The following is a 22,299-nucleotide window of genomic DNA, read 5'->3' on the forward strand; positions in this document are numbered from 1 at the left end:
ATGGCCAAAAAATCTTTCTTCTGCATCGACGGCCACACCTGCGGCAATCCGGTGCGTCTCGTCGCCGGCGGCGGGCCGTTGCTCGAGGGCTCGACGATGATGGAGCGCCGGGCGCATTTCCTCGCCGAGTACGACTGGATCCGCACCGGACTGATGTTCGAGCCGCGCGGCCATGACGTGATGTCGGGCTCGATCCTGTATCCGCCGACGCGCGAGGATTGCGACATCGCCATCCTGTTCATCGAGACATCAGGCTGCCTGCCTATGTGCGGCCACGGCACGATCGGCACGGTCACGATGGCGATCGAGCATGGGCTGGTGAAGCCGAAGACGCCGGGCGTGCTTCGGCTCGACACGCCGGCCGGCCTCGTCATCGCCGAATATAAGCAGGTCGGCGAATATGTCGAGGAGGTGCGCATCACCAACGTACCGTCCTTCCTCTACGCCGAAGGCCTGACCGTCGAATGCCCAGTGCTCGGCGAGATCAGCGTCGACGTCGCCTATGGCGGCAATTTCTACGCCATCGTCGAGCCGCAAAAGAACTACCAGGACATGGCCGATTACACGGCCGGCGACTTCATCGCGTGGAGCCCGGTTGTGCGGCAGCGTCTCAACGAGAAATTTTCCTTCGTGCATCCGGAGAATCCCGGCATCAACCGGCTGTCGCACATGCTGTGGACGGGCAAGCCGAAACACGCGGAAGCCGATGCGCGCAACGCCGTGTTCTATGGCGACAAGGCGATCGACCGTTCGCCTTGCGGCACCGGCACCTCGGCGCGGATGGCGCAGCTTCACGCCAAGGGCAAGCTCAAACCGGGCGACAGCTTCGTGCATGAATCGATCATCGGCTCGCTGTTCAAGGGCAGGGTCGAGAAAGAGGTCAGCGTCGCGGGCAAGCCGGCGATCATTCCCTCGATCGGAGGCTGGGCGCGCATGACCGGGCTCAACACCATCTTCATCGACGACCGCGATCCGTTCGCACATGGGTTCATCGTCAGCTGACAGGCGCCGACACCTGATCGCGGAACCAGTCGGCGAATTTGATCTCGGCCGCCGAAGGCCGGGCCGACATCGTCAAGAAATAGCCCTTGTCGTCATCGGTCGAAATATCGGAGACGACGACAAGGTCGCCGCGCCTCAGTTCCTCGCGAAAGACCTCGATCGGACAAAGGGCGACGCCGTGGCCGGCGATGACGGCCGTTGCCAGGATGTTGAAATCGGCAAAGACGGGCCCGCGGCCAATGTCGGTCCTTCCGATCCCGGCTTTCGCGAACCATTCCTGCCAGCCATGGCGCGTCTCGTCATGCAACAGGTCCGCCGCCGCGATCCGCGCCGGCGTATCCAGCCGGCCCGTGCGCGCCAGGTAGTGCGGACTGCAGGCCGGTCGGCTTATGCGGGAAAACAGCTTCAGGCCGGCAGCCCTCGGGGATGGATCCGCGCCGAGGGTGATCAAGATATCATTGTCGCCGTCCTCGAGCCTGTCCTCTGCCTTCGCATAGGCGACGCGGATCGCGATCTCCGGATGGCGAGCCGTAAAGTCCGACAGGCGGGGCACGAGCCAGCGGCTGGCGATGGAGGGAATGCAGCCCACCGAAAGCGACTGCAGGCCGGCGCTCCTGCGGATGCGCCGGCAGGCGGCGTCGAGCTCGGCCAGCGCCGCGCCCGCGGATGCGTGCAGCGCAAGCCCGGCCTCGGTCAGGCGGACCTTGCGGGCGTCACGATGAAACAGCGCCACGCCGAGCCACTCCTCCAGTCGCCTGATCTGGTGGCTGATGGCGGGATGGGTGACATGCAGCTCTTCGCCTGCGGCGGAGAAGCTCAAATGGCGGGCTGTCGCCTCGAAGGCGCGGATCGCGTTCAGCGGCAAATAATCCATCTGTAAAATTCTCTAACAGATCAGACCAAAATCCGTCATTTGAAGCGCGGTTCGACCTGCGTCATTGATCCGGAGCGCGGCGCGAAATCTAATCGCTAGTTGCGGAAAAGTCGATCTCCGTCGCCAATCTTGAAGCGCTGGCGCTTCGCAAACCTTTTTCGTGGAAAGGCGACAATGTTCACCAGACAATTGGCTGATGTAGAAAAAACTGACTTCTTCGTCGACTGGGGCAATGGCACCAGCCATCGGTTATTGACGCAGCATGACGGCATGGGCTTCACGATATGCCACACGGTGGTGCGCGCGGGCAGCGAGTCGCGGTTGCAATATCGCAGGCACCTGGAGGCCTGCTATTGCATTTCCGGCAGCGGCGAGGTCGAGGATATGACCGGCACCGTCCACCGCGTCGAACCGGGGACGATCTATGTGCTCGACGCGCATGACGATCATTTCCTGCGCGCCGACGGCGCCGGCGACATGGTGCTGGTGAGCGTGTTCAATCCGCCGCTCAGAGGGACCGAAAAGCACAGTCTCAATGGAGAGGGAGGCTCTGCCTACTGAGGCTCCGCTGCAAGGTTCTTCCATTCCGGCGAGGTTGCCCTACGCGGAAAGGTGCCTCGCCGTCACATGGCCGTCACATGATGGAATCCTAACCCGGCGGAATGCGCGGCGGTCCAAAACGGACCACCTCGAATTACGCAAGGATTCGTCTCATCAAATTATTTTGACGCGGGTTTCTTCGACAGGAAGCTCATCATAAGGTTGAATCGTCAAAGACATTGCGTTGTGCCAATGATAGGGTCCGCGATAGTCCAGGGGTCGGGTGCGAAAAAACGGGCAGTCGGACAGCGTGCTTCCAAACCACGCGGAGCGATTGAAAAATCACGTTGCAATCCGGGCTCGAAACTTTACGACTAGGGGAAATACGAAAAGGAATGCGTCCGCAAAGGCGACATTCCAGGGGAGCCGCATAAATATGCAGTACTTCGTCCAGCAGCTTATCAATGGGCTGACGCTGGGATCGATCTATGGGCTGATCGCAATCGGCTATACGATGGTCTACGGCATCATCGGCATGATCAATTTCGCCCATGGCGACATTTTCATGGTCGGCGCCTTCACCGCGCTCATCGTCTTCCTGATCCTCGGCGCACTGTTTTATTCCGTGCCGATCGTGGTGGCGCTTCTGATCATGATGATCGTGGCGATGCTGCTTACCAGCCTCTACAACTGGACGATCGAGAAGGTGGCCTACCGGCCGCTGCGCGGCTCGTTCCGGCTGGCGCCGCTGATCACCGCCATCGGCATGTCGATCGCGCTGTCCAACTTCGTGCAGGTCACGCAGGGTCCCCGCAACAAGCCGATCCCGCCGCTGGTCTCTCAGGTCTACACTTTTGACGGCATCAGCATCTCGCTGAAGCAGATCATCATCGTGATCGTCACCATCACACTGCTGGCGATCTTCTGGTATCTCGTCAATCGAACGGCGCTCGGCCGGGCGCAGCGCGCCTGCGAGCAGGACCGCAAGATGGCGGCGCTGCTCGGCATCGATGTCGACCGCACCATCTCCATCACCTTCATCATGGGCGCGGCGCTAGCCGCCGTCGCCGGCACGCTGTTCCTGATGTATTACGGCGTCGTGGTATTCTCGGACGGCTTCGTGCCGGGCGTGAAAGCCTTTACGGCAGCCGTGCTCGGCGGCATCGGCTCGCTGCCAGGCGCCGTGCTCGGAGGGCTCTTGATCGGCTTCATCGAGAGCATGTGGTCGGCCTATTTCTCGATCGACTACAAGGACGTCGCCGCCTTCTCGATCCTGGCGATCGTGCTGATCTTCCTGCCCTCCGGCATACTGGGCCGGCCTGAAGTCGAAAAGGTCTGATCCTCATGGCCGCTACCGTGTCTTCGGGGCGCGACGCAGTCGCTACTCCCATCCAGCGCGCTTTTCGCGAAGCGTTCTATGCCGGCGCCATTTCGCTAGGCCTATTCGTGCTGTTCATCGGTCTCAGGACGGACCAGAACATCACCAACGAGCTCATCCTGGTGCAGCGCTGGTTGCTGCTCGCCATCGTGGTCATTGCCGTTACCGTCGGCCGGTTTCTCTATGTCGCCTACGCGGTTCCGGCGATGGAGCGGTCGAAGGCCGAGAAGGCCGCGACCCCGGCGGTCGTCGCTGAGCCGGGCTTCATCAAGCAGAACTTCAACAGGATCGGCCTGGTCATCCTCCTGCTCTATCCAATCGCGATGGTGCTGCTGTTCGGCTTCCAGGGCTCGCTCAAATGGGTCGACAATTTCGGCATCCAGATCCTGATCTATGTAATGCTGGCCTGGGGCCTCAACATCGTCGTCGGGCTGGCCGGTCTGCTCGATCTCGGCTACGTCGCCTTCTACGCCGTCGGCGCCTATGCCTACGCATTGCTCGGCACGCATTTCGGCCTGTCGTTCTGGATCCTGCTGCCGGCCGCCGGCTGTATGGCCGCTTTCTGGGGCGTCATGCTCGGCTTCCCGGTGCTTAGGCTGCGCGGCGACTATCTGGCGATCGTCACGCTTGCCTTCGGCGAGATCATCCGCCTGGTTTTGATCAACTGGCGCGAAGTGACCAACGGCTCGGCCGGCATTTCCGGCATTCCGAAGGTTTCCTTCTTCGGGCTGATATCGTTCAACGTCTCGGACCCGAACTACATCGCCAAGGTGCTGCATATCGCTCAATCGGGCGCCTACTATAAGATATTCCTCTACTATCTCGCCCTAGGGCTCTGCCTGCTCACCGCCTTCGTCACCATCAGGCTGCGCCGCCTGCCGGTGGGACGCGCCTGGGAAGCGCTGCGGGAGGACGAGATCGCCTGCCGCTCGCTCGGCATCAACACCACCACCACCAAGCTGACGGCGTTCGCCACCGGCGCCATGTTCGGCGGCTTCGCCGGCTCGTTCTTCGCCGCAAGGCAGGGCTTCGTCAGCCCTGAATCCTTCGTCTTCCTGGAATCGGCGATCATCCTTGCCATCGTCGTGCTCGGCGGCATGGGTTCGCTCGGCGGCATTGCGGTGGCGGCGCTGGTGATGATCGGCGGCACCGAGATCCTGCGCGAGCTCGACTTCCTCAAGGCCGTGTTCGGTCCGGACTTCACGCCGGAACTCTACCGCATGCTTCTGTTCGGCATGGCCATGGTGATCGTGATGCTGTGGAAGCCGCGCGGCTTCGTCGGCAGTCGGGAACCGACAGCCTTCCTCAAGGAACGAAGAGCGGTCTCAGCGTCCTTCACCAAGGAGGGCCACGGCTGATGAACGCGCAAGCTTCCATGAGCGATTTCATCCTGCAGGTCGAGCACCTGTCGATGAAGTTCGGCGGCCTGGTCGCCATCGGCGATCTGTCGTTCCAGGCCAAGCGCGGCGAGATCACCGCGTTGATCGGGCCGAACGGCGCCGGCAAGACCACGGTGTTCAACTGCATCACCGGCTTCTACAAGCCGACCGAGGGCATGATCACGCTCAACAAACGCGACGGCTCGACCTTTCTGCTCGAGCGCCTGCCCAACCACGAGATTCCGGCGCGCGCCAACGTGGCGCGCACCTTCCAGAACATCCGCCTGTTCTCCGGCATGACGCTCCTGGAGAACCTTCTGGTCGCGCAGCACAACAAGCTGATGAAGGCTTCAGGTTATACCTTCCTCGGCCTGTTCGGCTTCCCGAGCTACCGTCAGGCCTCGGCCGAGTCGATCGAGCTCGCAAGGCACTGGCTGGAGAAGGCCGATCTCGTCGACCGCGCCGACGATCCCGCCGGCGACCTGCCCTATGGGGCGCAGCGGCGCCTGGAGATCGCCCGCGCCATGTGCACGGGGCCGGAACTTCTGTGCCTGGACGAGCCGGCCGCCGGCCTCAATCCGAAGGAATCGGCCGCGCTCAACGAACTGTTGATGGGCATCAAGGGCACGGGTACCTCGATCCTGCTCATCGAGCACGACATGTCGGTGGTGATGCAGATTTCCGACCATGTCGTCGTGCTCGAATACGGCCGCAAGATCTCCGACGGCAATCCGGCGTCGGTCAGGACCGATCCACGCGTCATCGCCGCCTATCTCGGCGTCGACGACGAAGAGGTCCAAGAAGTGCTGACCGAAGTCGGCGACGAGGATGTCATCGAGCAGCTCGATACCGGGCCGGATGCCGCGCACGGACCGGGTAATTCCGCTTCGATGATGGCAGGGCCGGTTTCCGATTCCGTCGAACACGCGAATGAAGGCGAGCGGGTCACGGTCTCGAAGGGTGCCTCGAAAGCGGCGCAGGTCGATGCCCGCGCGAATTCGACAAAGAGCAAGCCGGCCCCGAAATCCTCGACTGCCAAGCCGCGCGGAGGGCGTAAATAATGGCCGGCACAACGCTGCTCGACGTCAAGGGCGTCGAGACCTATTACGGCAACATCCGGGCGCTGAACGGTGTCAATGTCACCGTCAACCAGGGTGAGATCGTGGCGCTTATCGGCGCCAACGGCGCCGGCAAGTCGACATTGATGATGACCATTTTTGGAGCACCACGCGCTCGCGCGGGCACCATCACCTTCGCCGGCAACGACATCACCCAGATGCCGACGCATGAGATCGCCCGTCTGCGCATTGCCCAGTCGCCGGAAGGACGCCGCATCTTCCCGCGCATGACGGTGATGGAAAACCTGCAGATGGGCGCCAGTCTCGACAACCTCCAGCACTATGCCGAGGATGTCGAGAAGGTGTTTTCTCTGTTCCCGCGGCTCAAGGAACGCATCGGCCAGCGCGGCGGCACGCTGTCGGGCGGCGAACAGCAGATGCTGTCGATCGGCCGAGCGCTGATGGCGCGGCCGAAGCTGCTTCTGCTCGACGAGCCGTCGCTGGGTCTCGCACCGTTGATCGTCAAGCAGATCTTCGACGCCATCCGCGAATTGAACAAGTCGCAAGGGTTGACCGTGTTCCTGGTCGAGCAGAACGCCTTTGGCGCGCTCAAACTCGCCACCCGCGGCTATGTCATGGTCAACGGCAATGTGACGATGAGCGGCACCGGCAAGGAGTTGCTCGCCAATCCGGAAGTGCGCGCCGCCTATCTCGAAGGCGGGCATCACTAAAGATCGGGGGATATCAATCATGGGTATAATCTACGAAGAAGCCTCGATCTGGCAGTTCCTGTTCGTCACCTGCCTGCTTGGCGGCTGGGCGGCGTGGATGACCGGCAAGGCCGCGGCTCAGACCTGGAGCAGCTATGTTCAGCTGTTCTTCTATATGCTCGGTCTCGGCGTCGGCATCCGGTTCATCCATCACGCGCTGTTCGACGGCACGATGTTCTCGCTGCATTACTATATCGTCGACACCATCGTGCTGATGATATTGGGCTTCCTCGGCTATCAATACACGCGCACCAACCAGATGGTCACACAGTATAACTGGCTCTATGAAAGAGCTTCCTTATTAAGCTGGAAACCGAAAGGTTGACGTTCACCATTACGCCGTTTCCGGGATGAATCGGCGTGACAAGTGCCTGAAAATCGGCATTCTATGCTTTCTGCGATAAGGGTGGGCATCGCATGAAAGTATCATCCACGCCCACTCCGTAAATGGGAGCGTTTCAATGAAAAAATCACTCTTGTCCGCCGTGGCGCTGACCGCGTTCATCGCGTTCAGCGGCAGCGCGTGGGCCGCTGACCTCCTGATCGGCGTCGCTGGTCCGATCACCGGTCCGAACGCAGCCTTCGGCGCGCAGCTGCAGAAGGGCGCGGAGCAGGCGGTCGCCGACATCAATGCCGCGGGCGGCGTCAACGGCCAGCAGCTCAAGATCGAGATCGGCGACGACGTCTCCGATCCCAAGCAGGGCATCTCGGTCGCCAACAAGTTCGTCGCCGACGGCGTCAAGTTCGTCGACGGCCACTTCAACTCGGGCGTGACCATTCCCGCGTCGGAAGTCTATGCGGAGAACGGCATCCTCGTCATGACGCCGTCGGCAACCAATCCGAAGCTTACCGAGCGCGGCCTGTGGAACACCTTCCGCACCTGCGGTCGCGACGACCAGCAGGGCAAGGTGGCCGGCGACTACATCGCCAAGAACTTCAAGGACGCCAAGATCGCCATCGTCCACGACAAGACGCCTTACGGCCAGGGCCTTGCCGACGAGACCAAGAAGAACCTCAACGCCAACGGCATCAAGGAAGTGATGTATGAAGGCATCAATGTCGGCGACAAGGACTTCTCGGCCCTCATCGCCAAGATGAAGGAAAACAACGTCAACCTAATCTACTGGGGTGGCCTGCACACCGAAGCCGGCCTGATCATCCGTCAGACGGCCGACCAGGGCCTGAAGGCGCCGATGTTCTCGGGCGACGGCATCGTCTCCAACGAACTGGCCTCGATCGCTGGCGACGCCGTTGCCGGCACGCTCAATACCTTCGCTCCGGATCCGCGCAAGAACCCGGACGCCAAGGCAGTCGTGGAGAAGTTCCGCGCCGCCGGCTTCGAACCGGAAGCCTACACGCTCTACTCCTATGCCGCCGTGCAGATCATCGCCCAGGCCATCGCCAAGGTCGGTTCGGCCGACGACGCGCAGAAGGTTGCTGAGGTGATCAAGTCCGGCGGTCCGTGGAAGACGGTTATTGGCGAGATCGGCTACGACGCCAAGGGCGACATCACCCGTCCGGACTACGTCATCTACGAATGGAAGAAGGGTGACGACGGCAAGTACAGCTATTTCGAGAAATAAGCCGGCACTCAGGCCGACTTGAACGGGATGCCCGGCGCTCGCGCCGGGCATTTTCGTTTGCGGCTCAGCCGCCTTGAGAGGGACCTGCTCTGCGCGTTGGAGGCCTCTGCCGTCATCCGACCATGGCGCTGGAAGGACAGCGGTGACGCGTCTGCCGCAAACAAGCGACCTAAATCGTTTTAGGTGTCGCTCAAATTTGTTTGCACTGCAGCATTTTCACGCTAATCATTGCGCCGGTTCATCTTCCCTTACGCTACTGGAGCCCAGTCCTTGGCCATCACGAAGATCCTCGTCGCCAACCGGTCCGAAATCGCCATCCGCGTGTTCCGCGCGGCCAACGAGCTCGGCCTCAAAACCGTGGCGATCTGGGCTGAAGAAGACAAATATTCGCTGCACCGCTTCAAGGCCGACGAGAGCTACCAGGTCGGGCGCGGACCGCATCTGGCCAAGGACATGGGGCCGATCGAGAGCTACCTGTCGATCGAGGAGGTGATCCGGGTCGCCAGGCTGTCCGGCGCCGACGCCATCCATCCCGGCTACGGTCTGCTCTCGGAAAGCCCTGAGTTCGCCGAGGCCTGCGCCGAGGCCGGCGTCACCTTCATCGGCCCGAAGCCGGAAACGATGCGGAGGCTCGGCAACAAGGTCGCCGCGCGCAACCTGGCGATCGAGGTCGGCGTGCCGGTGGTGCCGGCGACCGATCCGCTGCCGGACGACATGGAGGCGGTCAAGAAACTGGCCAAGGAGGTCGGTTATCCGGTGATGCTCAAGGCGTCATGGGGCGGCGGCGGCCGCGGCATGCGCGCCATCCGCGCCGAGGCAGACCTGGCGCGCGAGGTGATGGAAGGCAAGCGCGAGGCCAAGGCCGCCTTCGGCAAGGACGAGGTCTATCTCGAAAAGCTGATCGAGCGCGCCCGCCATGTCGAGGTGCAGGTGCTGGGCGACACCCACGGCAACGCGGTGCATCTGTTCGAACGCGACTGCTCGATCCAGCGCCGCAACCAGAAGGTCGTGGAGCGCGCGCCGGCGCCGTATCTCAGCGAAGAGCTGCGCCAGGAGCTCTGCGGGTACGCACTCAAGATCGCGCGCGAGACCAGCTATATCGGCGCCGGCACGGTCGAATTCCTGCAGGACGCCGACACCGGCAAGTTCTACTTCATCGAGGTCAATCCGCGCATCCAAGTCGAGCACACGGTCACCGAGCAGGTGACCGGCATCGACATCGTCAAGGCGCAGATCCATATCCTCGACGGCTTCGCCATAGGCACGAAGCAATCGGGCGTGCCGGCGCAGAAGGACATCAGGCTCAACGGCCACGCCCTGCAGTGCCGCATCACCACCGAGGATCCGGAACATAATTTCATCCCGGATTACGGCCGCATCACCGCCTATCGGGAAGCGGCCGGCTTCGGCATACGGCTCGACGGCGGCACCGCCTACTCGGGCGCGGTCATCACCCGCTTCTATGATCCGCTGCTGGAAAAGGTGACGGCCTGGGCGCCGACGCCCGGTGAGGCGATTTCGCGCATGAACCGGGCGCTGCGCGAGTTCCGCATCCGTGGCGTGGCCACCAACCTCACCTTTCTCGAAGCGATCATCAATCACCCGCGCTTCGCCGACAATTCCTACACGACCAAGTTCATCGACACGACGCCGGAACTGTTCGAGCAGGTGAAGCGGCAGGACCGCGCCACCAAGCTGCTCAACTATCTTGCCGACGTCAGCGTCAATGGCCACCCGGAGACGCGCGGACGGCCGATGCCGAAGGCCAATGCGGCGGCGCCGGTGGTGCCCTATCTCAACGGCCATGTTCCGGACGGCAGCAAGCAGAGGCTCGACGCCGAGGGTCCGGAGAAATTCGCCGCCTGGATGCGCGAGCAGCGCCAGGTGCTGGTCACCGACACGACGATGCGCGACGGCCACCAGTCGCTGCTTGCCACGCGCATGCGCACGCATGACATCGTCGGCATCGCCGGCACCTATGCGCGGGCGCTGCCGCAGTTGCTGTCGCTGGAATGCTGGGGCGGCGCCACGTTCGACGTCGCCATGCGCTTCCTCACCGAGGATCCGTGGGAGCGGCTGAGCAAAGTGCGCGAGGCGGCGCCCAACCTTTTGCTGCAGATGCTGCTGCGCGGCGCCAACGGCGTCGGCTACACCAACTATCCCGACAATGTCGTGCAGCATTTCGTCCGCCAGGCCGCAAGCGGCGGCGTGGACCTGTTCCGCGTCTTCGACTGCCTGAACTGGGTCGAGAACATGCGCGTCGCCATGGACGCGGTCGGCGCCGAGGGCAAGCTGGTCGAGGCGGCGATGTGCTACACCGGCGACATCCTCGATCCGGCGCGCGCCAAATATGACCTCAAATATTATGTCGGTCTGGCCAAGGAACTCGAAGCAGCCGGCGCGCATATCATCGCCGTCAAGGACATGGCAGGTTTGCTCAAGCCGAGTGCTGCCCGCGCACTATTCAAGGCGCTGCGCGAGGCGACCGACCTGCCGATCCATTTCCACACGCACGACACGTCGGGCCTGTCGGCCGCGACGGTGCTGGCGGCGGTGGAAAGCGGCGCCGACGCCATCGACGCGGCGATGGATTCCTTTTCCGGCAACACCTCGCAGCCCTGTCTCGGCTCGATCGTCGAGGCGCTGAAGGGCACCGAGCGCGATCCCGGCCTCGACCCGCAATGGATCCGCCGCATCTCCTTCTACTGGGAAGCGGTGCGCAACCAGTACGCCGCCTTCGAGAGCGACCTGAAAGGACCGGCCTCGGAAGTCTATCTGCACGAGATGCCGGGCGGCCAGTTCACCAACCTCAAGGAGCAGGCGCGCTCGCTGGGGCTTGAAACGCGCTGGCACGAGGTTGCGCAGGCCTATCACGACGTCAATTTGATGTTCGGCGACATCGTCAAGGTGACGCCGTCCTCCAAGGTGGTCGGCGACATGGCGTTGATGATGGTCAGCCAGGATCTCACCGTCGCCGACGTCGAGAATCCGGCCAAGGACATCGCCTTCCCGGATTCGGTCGTGTCGATGCTGCGCGGCGATCTCGGCCAGTCGCCCGGCGGCTGGCCGGCGGCGCTGCAGAAGAAGGCGCTGAAGGGCGAGAAGCCGATCACGGTGCGGCCCGGCTCGCTCTTGAAGCCCGCCGACCTCAAGGCGAGCCGCAAGGACATCGAGACGAAACTCGATCGCAAGCTTTCCGAATACGAATTCGCCTCGTGGCTGATGTACCCGAAGGTGTTCACCGACTTCGCCGCCGCCCAGGAGACCTACGGGCCGGTGAGCGTGTTGCCGACGCCGACCTATTTCTACGGCATGAAGTCGGAAGACGAGATCTTCCTCGACATCGAGAAGGGCAAGACCTTGGTGGTTCGTTGCCAGGCATTCGGCGATGTCGACGACAAGGGCATGGTCACCGTGTTCTTCGAGCTCAACGGCCAGCCGCGCCGCGTCAAGGTGCCGGACCGGGCACATGGCGCTTCCGCCGCCAAGGCGCGCCGCAAGGCCGAGCCCGGTAACGAGGGGCATGTCGGCGCGCCGATGCCCGGCGTGGTCTCGGCGCTTGCCGTGGCGGCCGGACAGGCGGTCAAGGCGGGCGACGTGCTTTTGTCGATCGAGGCGATGAAAATGGAGACGGCGCTGCATGCCGAGCGCGACGGCGAGATTGCCGAAGTGCTGGTCAAGGCCGGCGACCAGATCGATGCGAAGGACCTGCTCATCGCTTTTAAGTGACGAGCAAGGCACACCATGAATGGACGGCTGGCAGCAGTCGTCCACAACCGCTCGACAAGTGTCTTGACCCGCCGCGCCCGCTCGGGCAGGGAACCCGCTCCAATTTGCCGTGGCGGGAATCGCCTTGGCTTCAGAAGACGCGGAGAGAAAAATGGCCGACGAAATCACCGAGACCAGCCAGACTGTAGCCGCCGGCCAGCTGCGCACCATCATCGAGCGCATCGAGCGGCTCGAGGAAGAGAAGAAGACGATCTCCGACGACATCAAGGATGTCTATGCCGAAGCCAAGGGCACCGGCTTCGACACCAAGGCGATCCGCACCATCGTGCGGCTGCGCAAGAAGGACCAGGCCGAGCGCCAGGAAGAGGAATCCATTCTGGACCTCTACAAGGCCGCGCTCGGCATGGCCTGAGGCCGATGGCCGGAGCCCGGCCATGAATGAGTTCGACTTCGGCGACCGCCGCGCATCGGAGTTCCGCCAGCGCGGCTTCTGGGCGCTGTTCGCCGAACGGCATCCGGAAGAAAGGGCCACACTGGCCCGGCGCGGGCCGTGGTTCTGGCAGCGCGGGATGCCTGATTTCGCCTTGGTGCTTTCGATGTATGTCGCGCCGGCGCAGAACCATGTCGGCGTCTTCTTCGGGCGCAATGAAAAGTTGGGCGCGACGGAATCATGGTCGCGGCTGCGGCCGTTCCAGCCGGTGATCGAGACGAGGCTGAAGCTCAAGCCGGAGCAGAGTTGCGAGGGGCTCGGCATCAATTCGATGTGGCGGGTGAACTGCTACGCCGAGGACAACTGGCCCGCCATGGCCGACTGGCTGGTAACGGAGTGCTCGCGCTTCGAAGAGGCCGTCCTCGCCGTGCTGGGGGAAGCCCGGCCATAGCGCTGCTGCGCGCGCAGGTGGTCCGCTCAACTTGTTGCCCGAACCTCATCGCGGCCGATCTCTTCCAGATGCTGCTGCAGCGCCATCTGGTCCAGCGAATGTATCGGCAGGTTCGTGAAAAGGCCGATGCGATTGCTCATCATGCGGTAGGCGTCGGCGAAGGCGAAATGCTGCTCGGCGTCATTGCCGGTGGCCTTGGATGGATCCGGCACCGCCCAAAGCGCCGTCATAGGATGGCCGGGCCAGATCGGGCAGCTTTCGTTAGCCGTGCTGTCGCAAAGCGTGAAGACGAAATCCATCTCCGGCGCATTCGGTCCGGAGAGCTCGTCCCAACCTTTCGAGCGGGCGAAGGACGTGTCGTAATTCAGGCTTTCCAGGAGCTGCAGCGCATAGGGATTAACGGTGCCCTTGGGGTTAGCGCCGGCGGAATAGGCTTTAAAGCGGCCGGCGCCGAGCCGGTTGAGGATGGCTTCGCCCATAATTGAGCGTGCCGAGTTGGCGTTGCAGAGAAAAAGAACATTGTACACGTGACCGACCATTCCGAATCCCTCCGTGTTTGCCATGCAAAAGACAGAATGCGATGCGGATCACAGGTCTGTGATGCTACACGTTTTCGCGGCCGATTTCTGCACCTCCCGGCGTTCGATTTTCGTCGAAGGTCAGAGAGTCTAGCGGTCGGCCCGACAAGGCCCGATTGATGGATAGCCCAGCTCCGGCAACGCACGAGAATATCGGCTTCTTCCGCGCCCGCTGGAGAGGCGAAGCGCCGCTCGACCGGCTGTTCTGGCGCGACATGCTGCTGGTCGGCACGGCAATCAGCATCGCCTCGTCGGCGCTGGCGCTTGTCCTGCTCGGATTGAAGCTGCCGCTCTGGCTGGTGCTGACGGTGCATTTCCTGCCCGTGCCCTACAACATCTTCCTGACGATCGCCGTCTGGCGGAAGGCGGAGAAGGCTGGCGGTTTCACGGCACAGCTAATGATGCTCGGTTCCGCGCTGTGGTTGATCGCAACGGCCGTCGTTTGAGGATCTTCGCTATGAGCAATTCGTGACGGCGAACCGCTTCACGCTTTTCCTGGAATTGCTCCACGAAAAAAGGGCGGCCGAAGCCGCCCTTTGCGAATTCATATTCGAGATAGGTCAGGCCGCAGGCTCGAAGCGCAGCGCCACGCCGTTGATGCAGTAGCGCAGGCCGGTCGGCGGCGGACCGTCCTCGAAGACATGGCCGAGATGGCTGCCGCAGCGCGAGCAATGGCATTCGGTGCGGACCATGCCGTAGCTGCGGTCGACAGTGTTCTCGATCGAGCCTGGGACGGGATCGTTGAAGCTCGGCCAGCCGGTGCCGCTCTCGAATTTGAGCTTGGATTCGAACAGCGGCTGGTCGCAGCCAACGCAATGGAAGGCGCCGGCGCGCTTCTCATAGAGCAGTGCGCAGCTGCCGGGACGCTCGGTGCCGTGGTTGCGCATCACGGCATATTGCTCCGGCGTCAGCCGGGCGCGCCACTCGGCATCGGTGCGGGTGACGGGATAGGCGTGGGTGTCCATGAAATCTCCTTGGCCTTGGCGGCTCGTTGTTGCTTGCAACGGGTATTCGCCCGAACATAGGCCTTTGTTACAGGCCCTGCCAGCCAAAGCGGGCTAGTGCTTGCGCGACAACTGCCTGGTCGCCGCTTCCAGACCGGCCAAAGTCAGCGGGAACATGCGGCCGCCGAAGATCTCGCCGACCATCTGGATCGAATGGGTATAGCCCCAATTCTTCTCGGCTTCCGGGTTCAGCCAGATCGCGTTCGGCCATTGCTGCAACAGGCGTGCCAGCCACACACTTCCGGCCTCGGGATTCCAGTGCTCGACCGAGCCGCCCGGGTGCGCGATCTCGTAAGGGCTCATCGAGGCGTCGCCGACGACGATCACCTTATAGTCCGGTCCGTATTTGTGGATGAGGTCGAAGGTCGGGATCGTCTCGGCAAGGCGGCGGCGATTGTCCTTCCAGACGCGCTCGTAGAGGCAGTTGTGGAAGTAGAAATATTCGAGCTGGCGGAACTCGGCGCGCGCGGCCGAAAACAGTTCCTCGACACCACGGATATGGTCGTCCATCGAACCGCCGACATCGAAGAACATCAAAAGTTTTACCGCATTGCGCCGCTCGGGCCGCGTCTTGACGTCGAGATAGCCGTGCTCGGCGGTGGCGTGGATGGTGCCCGGCAGGTCGAACTCCTCCTCGGCGCCCTCGCGCACCCAGCGGCGCAGCCGCTTCAGCGCCACCTTGATGTTGCGGGTACCGAGCTCGACGGTGTCGTCGAAATTCCGAAACTCGCGCTTGTCCCAGACCTTTACCGCGCGGCGATGCCGGCTCTCGTGCTGGCCGATGCGCACGCCTTCGGGATTGTAGCCATAGGCGCCGAAGGGCGAGGTACCGCCGGTGCCGATCCATTTCGAGCCGCCCTGATGCCGGCCCTTCTGCTCCTCCAGTCGCTGTTTCAGTGTCTCCATCAGCTTCTCGAAACCGCCGAGCGCCTCGACCAGCTTTTTCTCTTCGTCGGTCAGGTGCTTTTCCGCCAGCCGGCGCAGCCATTCCTCCGGGATGTTGGCGACGTCGACGGCATCCGGTCCGCCGAGCGCCTCGACGCCCTTGAACACATGCGCGAACACCTGGTCGAAACGGTCGATATGGCGCTCGTCCTTCACCAGGGCGGCGCGGGCGAGGTAGTAGAAGGCCTCGACGTCATAGTCGACCAGACCCGCTTCCAGCCCTTCCAGCAGCGACAGATATTCCCTGAGCGAAACGGGAACCCGCGCGGCCTTCAATTCGAGGAAGAAGGGGATAAACATTGGCCCTTATAACAGATCGTATTCGATGAAGCCCGTCCGCCTAGCCACATGGTCATAGAGCCGGCGCGCGGTGGTGTTGGTCTCGTGCGTCATCCAGTAGACGTTCTTGACGCCGATCTTGCCGGCCTCGTCCTGCACGGCTTTGATCAGCGCCGCGCCGACGCCCTTGCCGCGCACGTCCGGGTCGGCGAACAAATCCTGCAGATAGCAATTGTCGACCAAAGACCAGCAGGAGCGGTGATAGAGGTAATGGGTCAGGCCGACAGCCTTGCCGTCGAGCGTGGCGATAAAGCCTTTTGGCTCGAACTCGCCGGCCGTGAACAAGCGCTTCCAGGTGAGGTCATAGACGTCTTCGGGCAGCTTGGTCTCGTAGAAGGTGAGGTAAGCGGTCCACAGGCGCCGCCAATCGGCGTGGTCGGACTGCGCGAGCGGGCGGATGCTGATCTCGGACATTTTTTCTCCTCCAACATTTTGGCCCAAAGCTGCGGGCGCGACCGCTTGCCGGCAACGGTCCACAGAAGGGGAAAGCGCTATTGCTGCCGTCTGGCCATGAACGCCAGGCGCTCGAACAGATGCACGTCCTGCTCGTTCTTCAAGAGCGCGCCATGCAGTTTCGGCAGCATGTTCTTCGGATCGGCGCGCAGATCCTCGGGCGCGATATCGTCGGCGACTAGCAGGCGGATCCAGTCCAGCGCCTCGGAGGTCGAAGGCTTCTTCTTCAACCCGGGCACATCGCGGATTTCGTAGAATTGCGTGAGGGCCGCCCGCACCAAATTCTGTTTGATGTCGGGATAGTGCACGTCGACGATGCGGTGCAGCGTGTCGATGTCGGGGAAGCGGATATAGTGGAAGAAGCAGCGGCGCAGGAAGGCGTCGGGCAGTTCCTTTTCGTTGTTCGAAGTGATGATGACGATCGGCCGGAATTCGGCGCGGATCGTCTCGCCGGTCTCGTAGACGAAGAACTCCATACGATCGAGCTCCTGCAGGAGGTCGTTCGGGAATTCGATGTCGGCCTTGTCGATCTCGTCGATCAAAAGCACGACCTTCTTCTGCGCCGCGAAGGCGTCCCACAGCTTGCCGCGCTTAATGTAGTTGGCGATGTCGTTGAAGCGCTCGTCGCCGAGCTGGCTGTCGCGCAGCCGCGAGACGGCGTCATATTCGTAGAGGCCCTGCTGCGCCTTGGTGGTCGACTTGACGTTCCACTCGATGAAATCGAGCTTGAGTGCCGAGGCCACCTGGCGGGCAAGCTCCGTCTTGCCGGTACCGGGCTCGCCTTTGACCAGCAAGGGCCGCTCCAGCGCGATCGCGGCGTTGACCGCGACCATCAGGTCCTTGTCGGCGACGTAGGCCGCTGTGCCTTCGAAACGCATTTTTTCTCCTGGCCGTTTTGCGGCGACCGTAAGGAGCCATGCGCATGCGCGCAAGCTTCGAAGCCGAAGTGGCCGGCCCTGGCGATAACCGACCAGGCAAATAACGCTCAAGCGCCATCCGTTTCTCTGGCGCTCGGCCAACCGCCGGCCTATATTTGCTGCCGACGGTCTGCGCTTCCCGGCAGGAGAAACTTATCCCCGGGGCCTTATCGATCCATAGGGAGCTGTCCCTGGGAAGACCTGTGGGTTTTCTCACACGGCGCCCCCCTACTTTGTAGGCACCCGGGATCGACCTCTCCACCGGTCGTGTGGATCGTCACTCTCCCGATTTTGCGAGACTTGCAGCTGCTCTTTGTTTTGAGCGCAATTCCGGACGGAAAACCGCTGCGCACTTTTCCTGGATTTGCGCTAGAAAACGTCGTTCCTGCGTCTCCATCCATATTCTGCCCTTTCTAGCGTCTGAGCATGTCACCTTCCAAAGACCTGAAAAAACAACTTCGCAAGGAAGCGCTGGCGCGACGCGATGCGCTCGACGAATTCTGGCGCGTCGAGATCGCGCTCGAAATGGCCGAGACGGCGAAGGAAAAAATCGACTTCGAACCCGGCCGGATCGTCTCCGGCTTCTGGCCGATGCGCTCGGAGGTCGACGTCCGGCCGCTGATGTTCGCGTTGCGCGAGAAGGGCGCCAGGCTCTGCCTGCCGGCTATCCTCGACAAGACCACGATCGTGTTCCGCGAGCTGGTGCGCGGCGCGCCGATGGTCGAGATGGGTTTCGGCACGGTCGGGCCGCATCCCGAGGCGGAAGTGCTCGACCCGACGCTGATGCTGGTGCCGCTTGCCGCCTTCGACGCCCGCGGCCACCGCATCGGTTATGGCGCCGGCTATTACGACCGGGCGATCGCCAGGCTTGCCGACAAGGGCATCACGCCCAGGCTGATCGGCATCGCCTTCGACTGCCAGGAAGTCGAGCGGGTGCCGGAAGAGAACCATGATGTCATCATTGCGGAAATACTGACCGAGAGCGGGTTGCGGCGCTTCGATACCGCCTGAAACGCGTCGCGCTGACACGGATTCAGGCCACGCGCTTCCTTGTTTTAACGGATGTCAGTCTCAAAAACTGCTGCGCACTTTTGGGCGAAACGTATTGAACTATCGCGATCTGCTTAACGTGTCTCAAAGACACGTCGGATAAATATTCCCGAAATACAGTCCGAACCGACGGGGGGCATGGTGTTTGTCTTGGCGCGCTACCTGCTGATGCCTTTCGCCCTGATCGCGGTGACTCTGTTTGCCATGGCGTCGTACATCATCGCAACGACCCTGCATCACCAGGTTGCCTGGCAGCGGACGGCCGCCACCGTAACGGATGTCAGTCCCTACAGCGAAACGCGAGCGAACGGTCTCGTTACCGATGGCATCAATGTCGCCGTCTCCTACATCGCCAACGAGGCACCGATGACATGGTCCGGCAAGGACAAGGACATCGGCCTCTACAAGGCCACCAAGGGCGACCGGATAGAATTCTACTACGACCCCGCCGATCCATCGAACCTCGATACGGCCGCGATGAAAGGCTGGCGCGGCGGGCTGCTGCTGCTTGCCGTCACCGGCGGGTTCACTGTGTTCTACGTCTGGTTCTTCTGGCTGCGCGGGCGCCGTGTCACGACTTGACGTTCGTGCCCCTCTGACAGATACTACTGAATTCCAGTAGACCCGAATGCTTGAATTCGAGTGGGACGACGAGAAAGCCGCGAGCAATCTTGCCAAGCACGGCGTGGCATTTTCCGATGCCAAGCGCCTGTTCGACGACATTTATGCGCTGCATTATTCGGATCGCTCATGAATTACGAAGAGGAGCGCTTCATCGGCATCGGTATCATCAGTGGGTTGGTGCTGACGGTGGTTTACACCGAACGCGGCGACCGAATAAGACTGATCTCCGCCAGAAAGGCGACGCGCCATGAGCAGAAAGCATATGACCAAGCACGCCAAGCCTGAATCCGGAACCGATTGGAACCGTCTGCGCGACATGAGCGACGCGGATGCGGAAGCTGGGGCTTTGGCGGACAGGGATAATCCGCCGCTCAGCACGGATCAGCCGGGCATGGCGGCTGTTGCTCGCGTCAAGGTGATCCGCCGGGCTTTGCACCTCACCCAGGAGGAGTTTTCCGTCCGCTATCGCATTCCGCTCGGCACGCTGCGAGACTGGGAGCAAGGCAGAACAGAGCCGGACCAGGCGGCGCAGGCTTATTTGCAGGTTATCGCCAAGGAACCGGAAACGGTGTCGCGGGCGCTTGGCACGCGTAGCGCCGCATGAGACTTCTCTTCCTCGGCGACATGGTCGGCAAAACAGGGCGCACGGCAGTCTGGGAACAGCTGCCGGGGCTGATTTCCGACTTCAAGCTCGACTTCGTCATCGTCAATGGCGAGAACGCGGCCGGGGGCTTCGGCATCACCGAAGAGATTTTTCGCGAGACGCTTGCCGCCGGCGCGGATGTCGTCACCACCGGCAACCACGTCTGGGACCAGCGCGACGCGCTGATCTTCGCGCCGCGCGAGGAGCGCTTCCTGCGGCCGTCCAATTTCCCCAAGGGCACGCCGGGGCGCGGCTCGGGCGTCTATATCGCCAGGAATGGCGCGCGCGTGCTGGTCGCCAACATCATGGGCCGCGTCTTCATGCATCCCGAGCTCGACGACCCGTTCCAGGCCGGCGAGCGCGAACTCGCCGCCTGTCCGCTCGGGGAGCAGGCCGATGCGGCCATCGTCGATTTCCATGCCGAGGCGACCTCGGAGAAAATGTGCTTCGCGCATTTCGTCGACGGCCGCGCCAGCCTCGTGGTCGGCACGCATACGCACCAGCCGACTGCCGACCATCAGATCCTCAACGGCGGCACCGCCTATATCTCCGATGCCGGCATGTGCGGCGACTATGATTCCTCGCTCGGCATGGACAAGGAAGAGCCGCTCAACCGCTTCCTGTCGAAGGTGCCGAAGGGGCGTTTCGAGGCGGCTAGCGGACCTGCGACATTGTGCGGCGTCGGTGTCGATATTTCCGACCGCACCGGGCTTGCCGAAAAAATCGCGCCGTTTCGTCGCGGGCCGCGGCTGGAAGAAACGGCACCGTCTTTCTGGTCGTGACATTGATATAGCCAAGGTCAGTACCTAACTGGCGACGAAACCCGCGAAAACTGCTCTAGATCGTAGAGGGGACGACCTTCATGCAGCTCATCGAGTTCCTGGCGCCGCATTTCGCCTTTGTTTCCAATCCGACCGCGTGGATCGCACTTTTGACCCTGGTGGTGCTCGAGATCGTGCTCGGCATCGACAATCTGATCTTCATCTCGATCCTGACCAACAAATTGCCGCAAGCGCAGCGCGCCCGCGCGCGTCGGCTGGGCATCTCGGCCGCGCTGGTCATGCGCCTCATCCTGCTCGCCACGATCTCGATCATCGTGCAACTGACGACGCCGGTGTTCACGGCGTTCGAACACGGCTTTTCCTGGCGCGACCTGATCCTGATCGCCGGCGGCCTGTTCCTGGTGTGGAAGGCAACGAAGGAAATCCATCACACGGTCGACCCGCAGGACCATCAGGACACGATGGTGGGCACGCTGCAGATGAGCCTCGCAGGCGCGATCTTTCAGATCCTGCTGCTCGACCTCGTCTTCTCGATCGATTCCATCATCACCGCCGTCGGCATGACCGACGAGATCGCCATCATGTATATCGCCGTGATCGTTGCGGTGAGCGTGATGATGCTGGCGGCGACGCCGCTTGCCAATTTCATCGCCAGGAACCCCAGCATCGTCATGCTGGCACTGGGCTTCCTTTTGATGATCGGCATGACGTTGATCGCCGACGGCATGGGCTACCATGTGCCCAAGGGCTACATCTACGCTGCCATGGGTTTCTCGGCGCTGGTAGAAGGCCTCAACATGCTGGCGCGAAATCGCAAGAAGCAAAGGACCGACGGCGGGCATTGAGCTTGCCGCGGGGCCGGCGCCTCTATGCGGCCGAAACGCCCTTCGGATGCCGGTCGCCGATCAGGCCAAGCGTCAGCCCCTGCTCCAGCCACGCCTTGGCGCCGGCCAGCACCAGCGCGAAGCCTCCGGTCGAGCCGATCGCCTGATTGACCTGCTCGTCGCCGGAGCCGGCGAAGCCGAAATTTTCGACTTCGAGGAAAGTTGTGTCGTCCGGCATCTCGGTAAACGTCCAGACGACGGTGGTCGGCGGATCGCTCCAGCGCATGACGATCTTTTCGTTGGGAACGATCTCGCTGACCTCTACCTTGGTCGAGACGCCATACATGCGCCACTCCCACTCGACCGGCTTGCCTTCGTCCAGCCTGCCGCTCGAATGCGTGAACCAGAATTTCGTCGTGACAGCCGGATTGACGATGGCCTCGAAAACCTCGGCGACCGGCCGGCGGATCTGCATGGCGGTCTCGGCGGTTGGTTTTTCCTTGATCTCCATGGCGTTCTCCTTTTCGGAACAGGTCACCAGGCATCCGGTTCCCGCACCATGTGCACGATGTTGGCCGGATTGGTGATCCAGCCGCCGCGGAAGCCCTCGCCCAGCGGCTCGATGGCGTCGCAGCGTACGACACCCGCCTTGTCGAGATGATCTGCGGCGCCGGCGAAATCCGGCGTGAAAAGCTCCAGCCAAACCTCGGCCTGGCTCATCATTGGCGCCTCGTCGATCCAGAGGCGATTGGGGCCAAGCTCGAAGCCGATCGCCGGCGCCTTGGCAGTAAACGGCTTCAGGCCGACGATATCTCGGTAGAAGGCAATCGTTGCCTCATATTGGTGAGACGGCACCTTCATGGCGATGTTGATGCCGCCGGTGATCTCCGCGTCCATGCTCTGCTCCAAGGGTTGGGGGTTGTCCTGATGGCTGGCGTGCGTCCCA

General features: G+C 62.3%; 26 protein-coding genes, 1 other RNA gene and 1 pseudogene. 20 read left to right on the forward strand and 8 right to left on the reverse strand.

Going from position 1 to position 22,299, the window contains the following annotated elements:
• A complete protein-coding gene (locus DPM33_RS26405; protein ID WP_112100331.1) occupies positions 1-1,002 on the forward strand; it encodes a 4-hydroxyproline epimerase in 1,002 nt (333 codons plus the stop codon).
• Here the strand turns inward: DPM33_RS26405 and DPM33_RS26410 are convergent.
• The gene (locus DPM33_RS26410) at positions 995-1,876 is read right to left on the reverse strand and encodes a LysR substrate-binding domain-containing protein (protein ID WP_112100332.1); all 882 of its coding nucleotides are present in this window, start codon (positions 1,874-1,876) and stop codon (positions 995-997) included. The genes DPM33_RS26405 and DPM33_RS26410 overlap by 8 nt on opposite strands.
• Positions 1,877-2,050: 174 nt before the next feature.
• On the opposite strand from DPM33_RS26410, the gene DPM33_RS26415 reads away from it, so the two are divergent.
• The 10 genes and pseudogenes from DPM33_RS26415 to DPM33_RS26460 all read left to right on the forward strand — a co-directional run bounded on the left by DPM33_RS26415 (position 2,051) and on the right by DPM33_RS26460 (position 13,194).
• Positions 2,051-2,437, forward strand: a complete 387-nt coding sequence (locus tag DPM33_RS26415) for an ectoine synthase (protein ID WP_112100380.1) — start codon at positions 2,051-2,053, stop codon at positions 2,435-2,437.
• A 415-nt stretch (positions 2,438-2,852) separates the two neighbouring features.
• Positions 2,853-3,755, forward strand: coding sequence for a branched-chain amino acid ABC transporter permease (locus tag DPM33_RS26420; protein ID WP_112100333.1), 903 nt, complete (start codon positions 2,853-2,855; stop codon positions 3,753-3,755).
• Positions 3,756-3,760: 5 nt separating this feature from the next.
• Positions 3,761-5,152, forward strand: a complete 1,392-nt coding sequence (livM, locus tag DPM33_RS26425) for a high-affinity branched-chain amino acid ABC transporter permease LivM (RefSeq protein ID WP_112100334.1) — start codon at positions 3,761-3,763, stop codon at positions 5,150-5,152.
• Positions 5,152-6,216 (forward strand): annotated as a pseudogene (locus DPM33_RS26430) (ABC transporter ATP-binding protein); the annotation flags it as partial. The gene livM and the pseudogene DPM33_RS26430, both read left to right, overlap by 1 nt.
• A 17-nt stretch (positions 6,217-6,233) precedes the next feature.
• Positions 6,234-6,962: an ABC transporter ATP-binding protein gene (locus tag DPM33_RS26435; protein WP_112100336.1), complete on the forward strand. Its 729-nt coding sequence runs from the start codon at positions 6,234-6,236 to the stop codon at positions 6,960-6,962.
• 16 nt (positions 6,963-6,978) lie between these two features.
• Positions 6,979-7,326, forward strand: a complete 348-nt coding sequence (locus tag DPM33_RS26440) for a DUF6867 family protein (protein ID WP_112100337.1) — start codon at positions 6,979-6,981, stop codon at positions 7,324-7,326.
• Between the two features lie 136 nt (positions 7,327-7,462).
• Positions 7,463-8,584, forward strand: a complete 1,122-nt coding sequence (locus tag DPM33_RS26445; RefSeq protein WP_112100338.1) for a branched-chain amino acid ABC transporter substrate-binding protein — start codon at positions 7,463-7,465, stop codon at positions 8,582-8,584.
• Positions 8,585-8,854: 270 nt separating this feature from the next.
• A complete protein-coding gene (gene pyc / locus DPM33_RS26450) occupies positions 8,855-12,313 on the forward strand; it encodes a pyruvate carboxylase (RefSeq protein ID WP_112100339.1) in 3,459 nt (1,152 codons plus the stop codon).
• Positions 12,314-12,464: 151 nt separating this feature from the next.
• Entirely contained in the window at positions 12,465-12,725 is a 261-nt protein-coding gene (locus DPM33_RS26455; RefSeq protein ID WP_095767239.1) for a DUF2312 domain-containing protein, read from the forward strand.
• A gap of 22 nt (positions 12,726-12,747) precedes the next feature.
• Entirely contained in the window at positions 12,748-13,194 is a 447-nt protein-coding gene (locus DPM33_RS26460) for a hypothetical protein (RefSeq protein WP_112100340.1), read from the forward strand.
• Between the two features lie 26 nt (positions 13,195-13,220).
• On the opposite strand, the gene DPM33_RS26465 is transcribed toward DPM33_RS26460, so the two are convergent.
• Positions 13,221-13,733 (reverse strand): arsenate reductase ArsC, encoded by a 513-nt coding sequence (locus DPM33_RS26465; RefSeq protein WP_112100341.1) that lies wholly within the window; start codon positions 13,731-13,733, stop codon positions 13,221-13,223.
• A gap of 158 nt (positions 13,734-13,891) precedes the next feature.
• Between DPM33_RS26465 and DPM33_RS26470 the strand changes: the two genes are divergently transcribed.
• The gene (locus DPM33_RS26470) at positions 13,892-14,218 is read left to right on the forward strand and encodes a hypothetical protein (RefSeq protein ID WP_112100342.1); all 327 of its coding nucleotides are present in this window, start codon (positions 13,892-13,894) and stop codon (positions 14,216-14,218) included.
• Positions 14,219-14,332: 114 nt separating this feature from the next.
• Here the strand turns inward: DPM33_RS26470 and msrB are convergent, their stop codons facing one another.
• From msrB to DPM33_RS26490, 4 genes are all read right to left on the reverse strand, one after another.
• The gene (msrB, locus tag DPM33_RS26475; RefSeq protein WP_112100343.1) at positions 14,333-14,737 is read right to left on the reverse strand and encodes a peptide-methionine (R)-S-oxide reductase MsrB; all 405 of its coding nucleotides are present in this window, start codon (positions 14,735-14,737) and stop codon (positions 14,333-14,335) included.
• A 93-nt stretch (positions 14,738-14,830) separates the two neighbouring features.
• Positions 14,831-16,021, reverse strand: a complete 1,191-nt coding sequence (locus tag DPM33_RS26480) for a vWA domain-containing protein (protein WP_112100344.1) — start codon at positions 16,019-16,021, stop codon at positions 14,831-14,833.
• A gap of 6 nt (positions 16,022-16,027) precedes the next feature.
• Entirely contained in the window at positions 16,028-16,474 is a 447-nt protein-coding gene (locus tag DPM33_RS26485; protein WP_112100345.1) for a GNAT family N-acetyltransferase, read from the reverse strand.
• Positions 16,475-16,551: 77 nt separating this feature from the next.
• Positions 16,552-17,391: an AAA family ATPase gene (locus DPM33_RS26490; protein ID WP_112100346.1), complete on the reverse strand. Its 840-nt coding sequence runs from the start codon at positions 17,389-17,391 to the stop codon at positions 16,552-16,554.
• A 163-nt stretch (positions 17,392-17,554) separates the two neighbouring features.
• On the opposite strand from DPM33_RS26490, the gene ssrS reads away from it, so the two are divergent.
• From ssrS to DPM33_RS26525, 8 genes are all read left to right on the forward strand, one after another.
• Positions 17,555-17,710: non-coding RNA, 6S RNA (gene ssrS, locus DPM33_RS26495), on the forward strand.
• Between the two features lie 146 nt (positions 17,711-17,856).
• Positions 17,857-18,441 carry a 5-formyltetrahydrofolate cyclo-ligase gene (locus tag DPM33_RS26500; RefSeq protein ID WP_112100347.1) on the forward strand — a complete coding sequence of 195 codons (585 nt, stop codon included), beginning with the start codon at positions 17,857-17,859 and terminating at the stop codon, positions 18,439-18,441.
• A gap of 177 nt (positions 18,442-18,618) precedes the next feature.
• Positions 18,619-19,062, forward strand: coding sequence for a DUF3592 domain-containing protein (locus DPM33_RS26505; RefSeq protein ID WP_112100348.1), 444 nt, complete (start codon positions 18,619-18,621; stop codon positions 19,060-19,062).
• A 46-nt stretch (positions 19,063-19,108) separates the two neighbouring features.
• Positions 19,109-19,234 (forward strand): BrnT family toxin, encoded by a 126-nt coding sequence (locus DPM33_RS37505; protein WP_281004821.1) that lies wholly within the window; start codon positions 19,109-19,111, stop codon positions 19,232-19,234.
• Positions 19,231-19,389: a BrnT family toxin gene (locus tag DPM33_RS37510; RefSeq protein WP_281004822.1), complete on the forward strand. Its 159-nt coding sequence runs from the start codon at positions 19,231-19,233 to the stop codon at positions 19,387-19,389. Before DPM33_RS37505 ends, DPM33_RS37510 begins: the two co-directional genes overlap by 4 nt.
• Positions 19,367-19,708, forward strand: a complete 342-nt coding sequence (locus DPM33_RS26515; RefSeq protein ID WP_167449230.1) for a helix-turn-helix domain-containing protein — start codon at positions 19,367-19,369, stop codon at positions 19,706-19,708. The genes DPM33_RS37510 and DPM33_RS26515 overlap by 23 nt, the downstream gene beginning before the upstream one ends.
• Positions 19,705-20,529, forward strand: a complete 825-nt coding sequence (locus DPM33_RS26520; protein ID WP_040991654.1) for a TIGR00282 family metallophosphoesterase — start codon at positions 19,705-19,707, stop codon at positions 20,527-20,529. Before DPM33_RS26515 ends, DPM33_RS26520 begins: the two co-directional genes overlap by 4 nt.
• Before the next feature lie 80 nt (positions 20,530-20,609).
• The gene (locus tag DPM33_RS26525; protein ID WP_112100349.1) at positions 20,610-21,374 is read left to right on the forward strand and encodes a TerC family protein; all 765 of its coding nucleotides are present in this window, start codon (positions 20,610-20,612) and stop codon (positions 21,372-21,374) included.
• 22 nt (positions 21,375-21,396) lie between these two features.
• Here DPM33_RS26525 and DPM33_RS26530 read toward each other — a convergent pair whose 3' ends face one another.
• Positions 21,397-21,864 (reverse strand): SRPBCC family protein, encoded by a 468-nt coding sequence (locus DPM33_RS26530; RefSeq protein WP_112100350.1) that lies wholly within the window; start codon positions 21,862-21,864, stop codon positions 21,397-21,399.
• 23 nt (positions 21,865-21,887) lie between these two features.
• Entirely contained in the window at positions 21,888-22,250 is a 363-nt protein-coding gene (locus DPM33_RS26535) for a VOC family protein (protein ID WP_112100351.1), read from the reverse strand.
• Positions 22,251-22,299 lie beyond the last annotated feature (49 nt).

This window comes from Mesorhizobium hawassense (assembly GCF_003289945.1).
Classification (GTDB): domain Bacteria; phylum Pseudomonadota; class Alphaproteobacteria; order Rhizobiales; family Rhizobiaceae; genus Mesorhizobium; species Mesorhizobium hawassense.

Excerpts from the sequence above, each read along its gene's own strand:
- DPM33_RS26420 (WP_112100333.1), top strand. The coding sequence starts at position 2,853 with ATGCAGTACTTCGTCCAGCAGCTTATCAATGGGCTGACGCTGGGATCG.
- DPM33_RS26485 (WP_112100345.1), bottom strand. The coding sequence starts at position 16,474 with ATGTCCGAGATCAGCATCCGCCCGCTCGCGCAGTCCGACCACGCCGAT.
- DPM33_RS37510 (WP_281004822.1), top strand. The coding sequence starts at position 19,231 with ATGAATTACGAAGAGGAGCGCTTCATCGGCATCGGTATCATCAGTGGG.
- DPM33_RS26470 (WP_112100342.1), top strand. The coding sequence starts at position 13,892 with ATGGATAGCCCAGCTCCGGCAACGCACGAGAATATCGGCTTCTTCCGC.
- DPM33_RS26415 (WP_112100380.1), top strand. The coding sequence starts at position 2,051 with ATGTTCACCAGACAATTGGCTGATGTAGAAAAAACTGACTTCTTCGTC.
- DPM33_RS26490 (WP_112100346.1), bottom strand. The coding sequence starts at position 17,391 with ATGCGTTTCGAAGGCACAGCGGCCTACGTCGCCGACAAGGACCTGATG.
- DPM33_RS37505 (WP_281004821.1), top strand. The coding sequence starts at position 19,109 with ATGCTTGAATTCGAGTGGGACGACGAGAAAGCCGCGAGCAATCTTGCC.
- DPM33_RS26435 (WP_112100336.1), top strand. The coding sequence starts at position 6,234 with ATGGCCGGCACAACGCTGCTCGACGTCAAGGGCGTCGAGACCTATTAC.
- DPM33_RS26465 (WP_112100341.1), bottom strand. The coding sequence starts at position 13,733 with ATGGTCGGTCACGTGTACAATGTTCTTTTTCTCTGCAACGCCAACTCG.
- DPM33_RS26525 (WP_112100349.1), top strand. The coding sequence starts at position 20,610 with ATGCAGCTCATCGAGTTCCTGGCGCCGCATTTCGCCTTTGTTTCCAAT.
- DPM33_RS26410 (WP_112100332.1), bottom strand. The coding sequence starts at position 1,876 with ATGGATTATTTGCCGCTGAACGCGATCCGCGCCTTCGAGGCGACAGCC.
- DPM33_RS26455 (WP_095767239.1), top strand. The coding sequence starts at position 12,465 with ATGGCCGACGAAATCACCGAGACCAGCCAGACTGTAGCCGCCGGCCAG.
- DPM33_RS26520 (WP_040991654.1), top strand. The coding sequence starts at position 19,705 with ATGAGACTTCTCTTCCTCGGCGACATGGTCGGCAAAACAGGGCGCACG.
- DPM33_RS26500 (WP_112100347.1), top strand. The coding sequence starts at position 17,857 with ATGTCACCTTCCAAAGACCTGAAAAAACAACTTCGCAAGGAAGCGCTG.
- livM (WP_112100334.1), top strand. The coding sequence starts at position 3,761 with ATGGCCGCTACCGTGTCTTCGGGGCGCGACGCAGTCGCTACTCCCATC.
- DPM33_RS26505 (WP_112100348.1), top strand. The coding sequence starts at position 18,619 with ATGGTGTTTGTCTTGGCGCGCTACCTGCTGATGCCTTTCGCCCTGATC.
- DPM33_RS26405 (WP_112100331.1), top strand. The coding sequence starts at position 1 with ATGGCCAAAAAATCTTTCTTCTGCATCGACGGCCACACCTGCGGCAAT.
- DPM33_RS26460 (WP_112100340.1), top strand. The coding sequence starts at position 12,748 with ATGAATGAGTTCGACTTCGGCGACCGCCGCGCATCGGAGTTCCGCCAG.
- msrB (WP_112100343.1), bottom strand. The coding sequence starts at position 14,737 with ATGGACACCCACGCCTATCCCGTCACCCGCACCGATGCCGAGTGGCGC.
- DPM33_RS26480 (WP_112100344.1), bottom strand. The coding sequence starts at position 16,021 with ATGTTTATCCCCTTCTTCCTCGAATTGAAGGCCGCGCGGGTTCCCGTT.
- DPM33_RS26445 (WP_112100338.1), top strand. The coding sequence starts at position 7,463 with ATGAAAAAATCACTCTTGTCCGCCGTGGCGCTGACCGCGTTCATCGCG.
- DPM33_RS26535 (WP_112100351.1), bottom strand. The coding sequence starts at position 22,250 with ATGGACGCGGAGATCACCGGCGGCATCAACATCGCCATGAAGGTGCCG.
- DPM33_RS26515 (WP_167449230.1), top strand. The coding sequence starts at position 19,367 with ATGACCAAGCACGCCAAGCCTGAATCCGGAACCGATTGGAACCGTCTG.
- DPM33_RS26530 (WP_112100350.1), bottom strand. The coding sequence starts at position 21,864 with ATGGAGATCAAGGAAAAACCAACCGCCGAGACCGCCATGCAGATCCGC.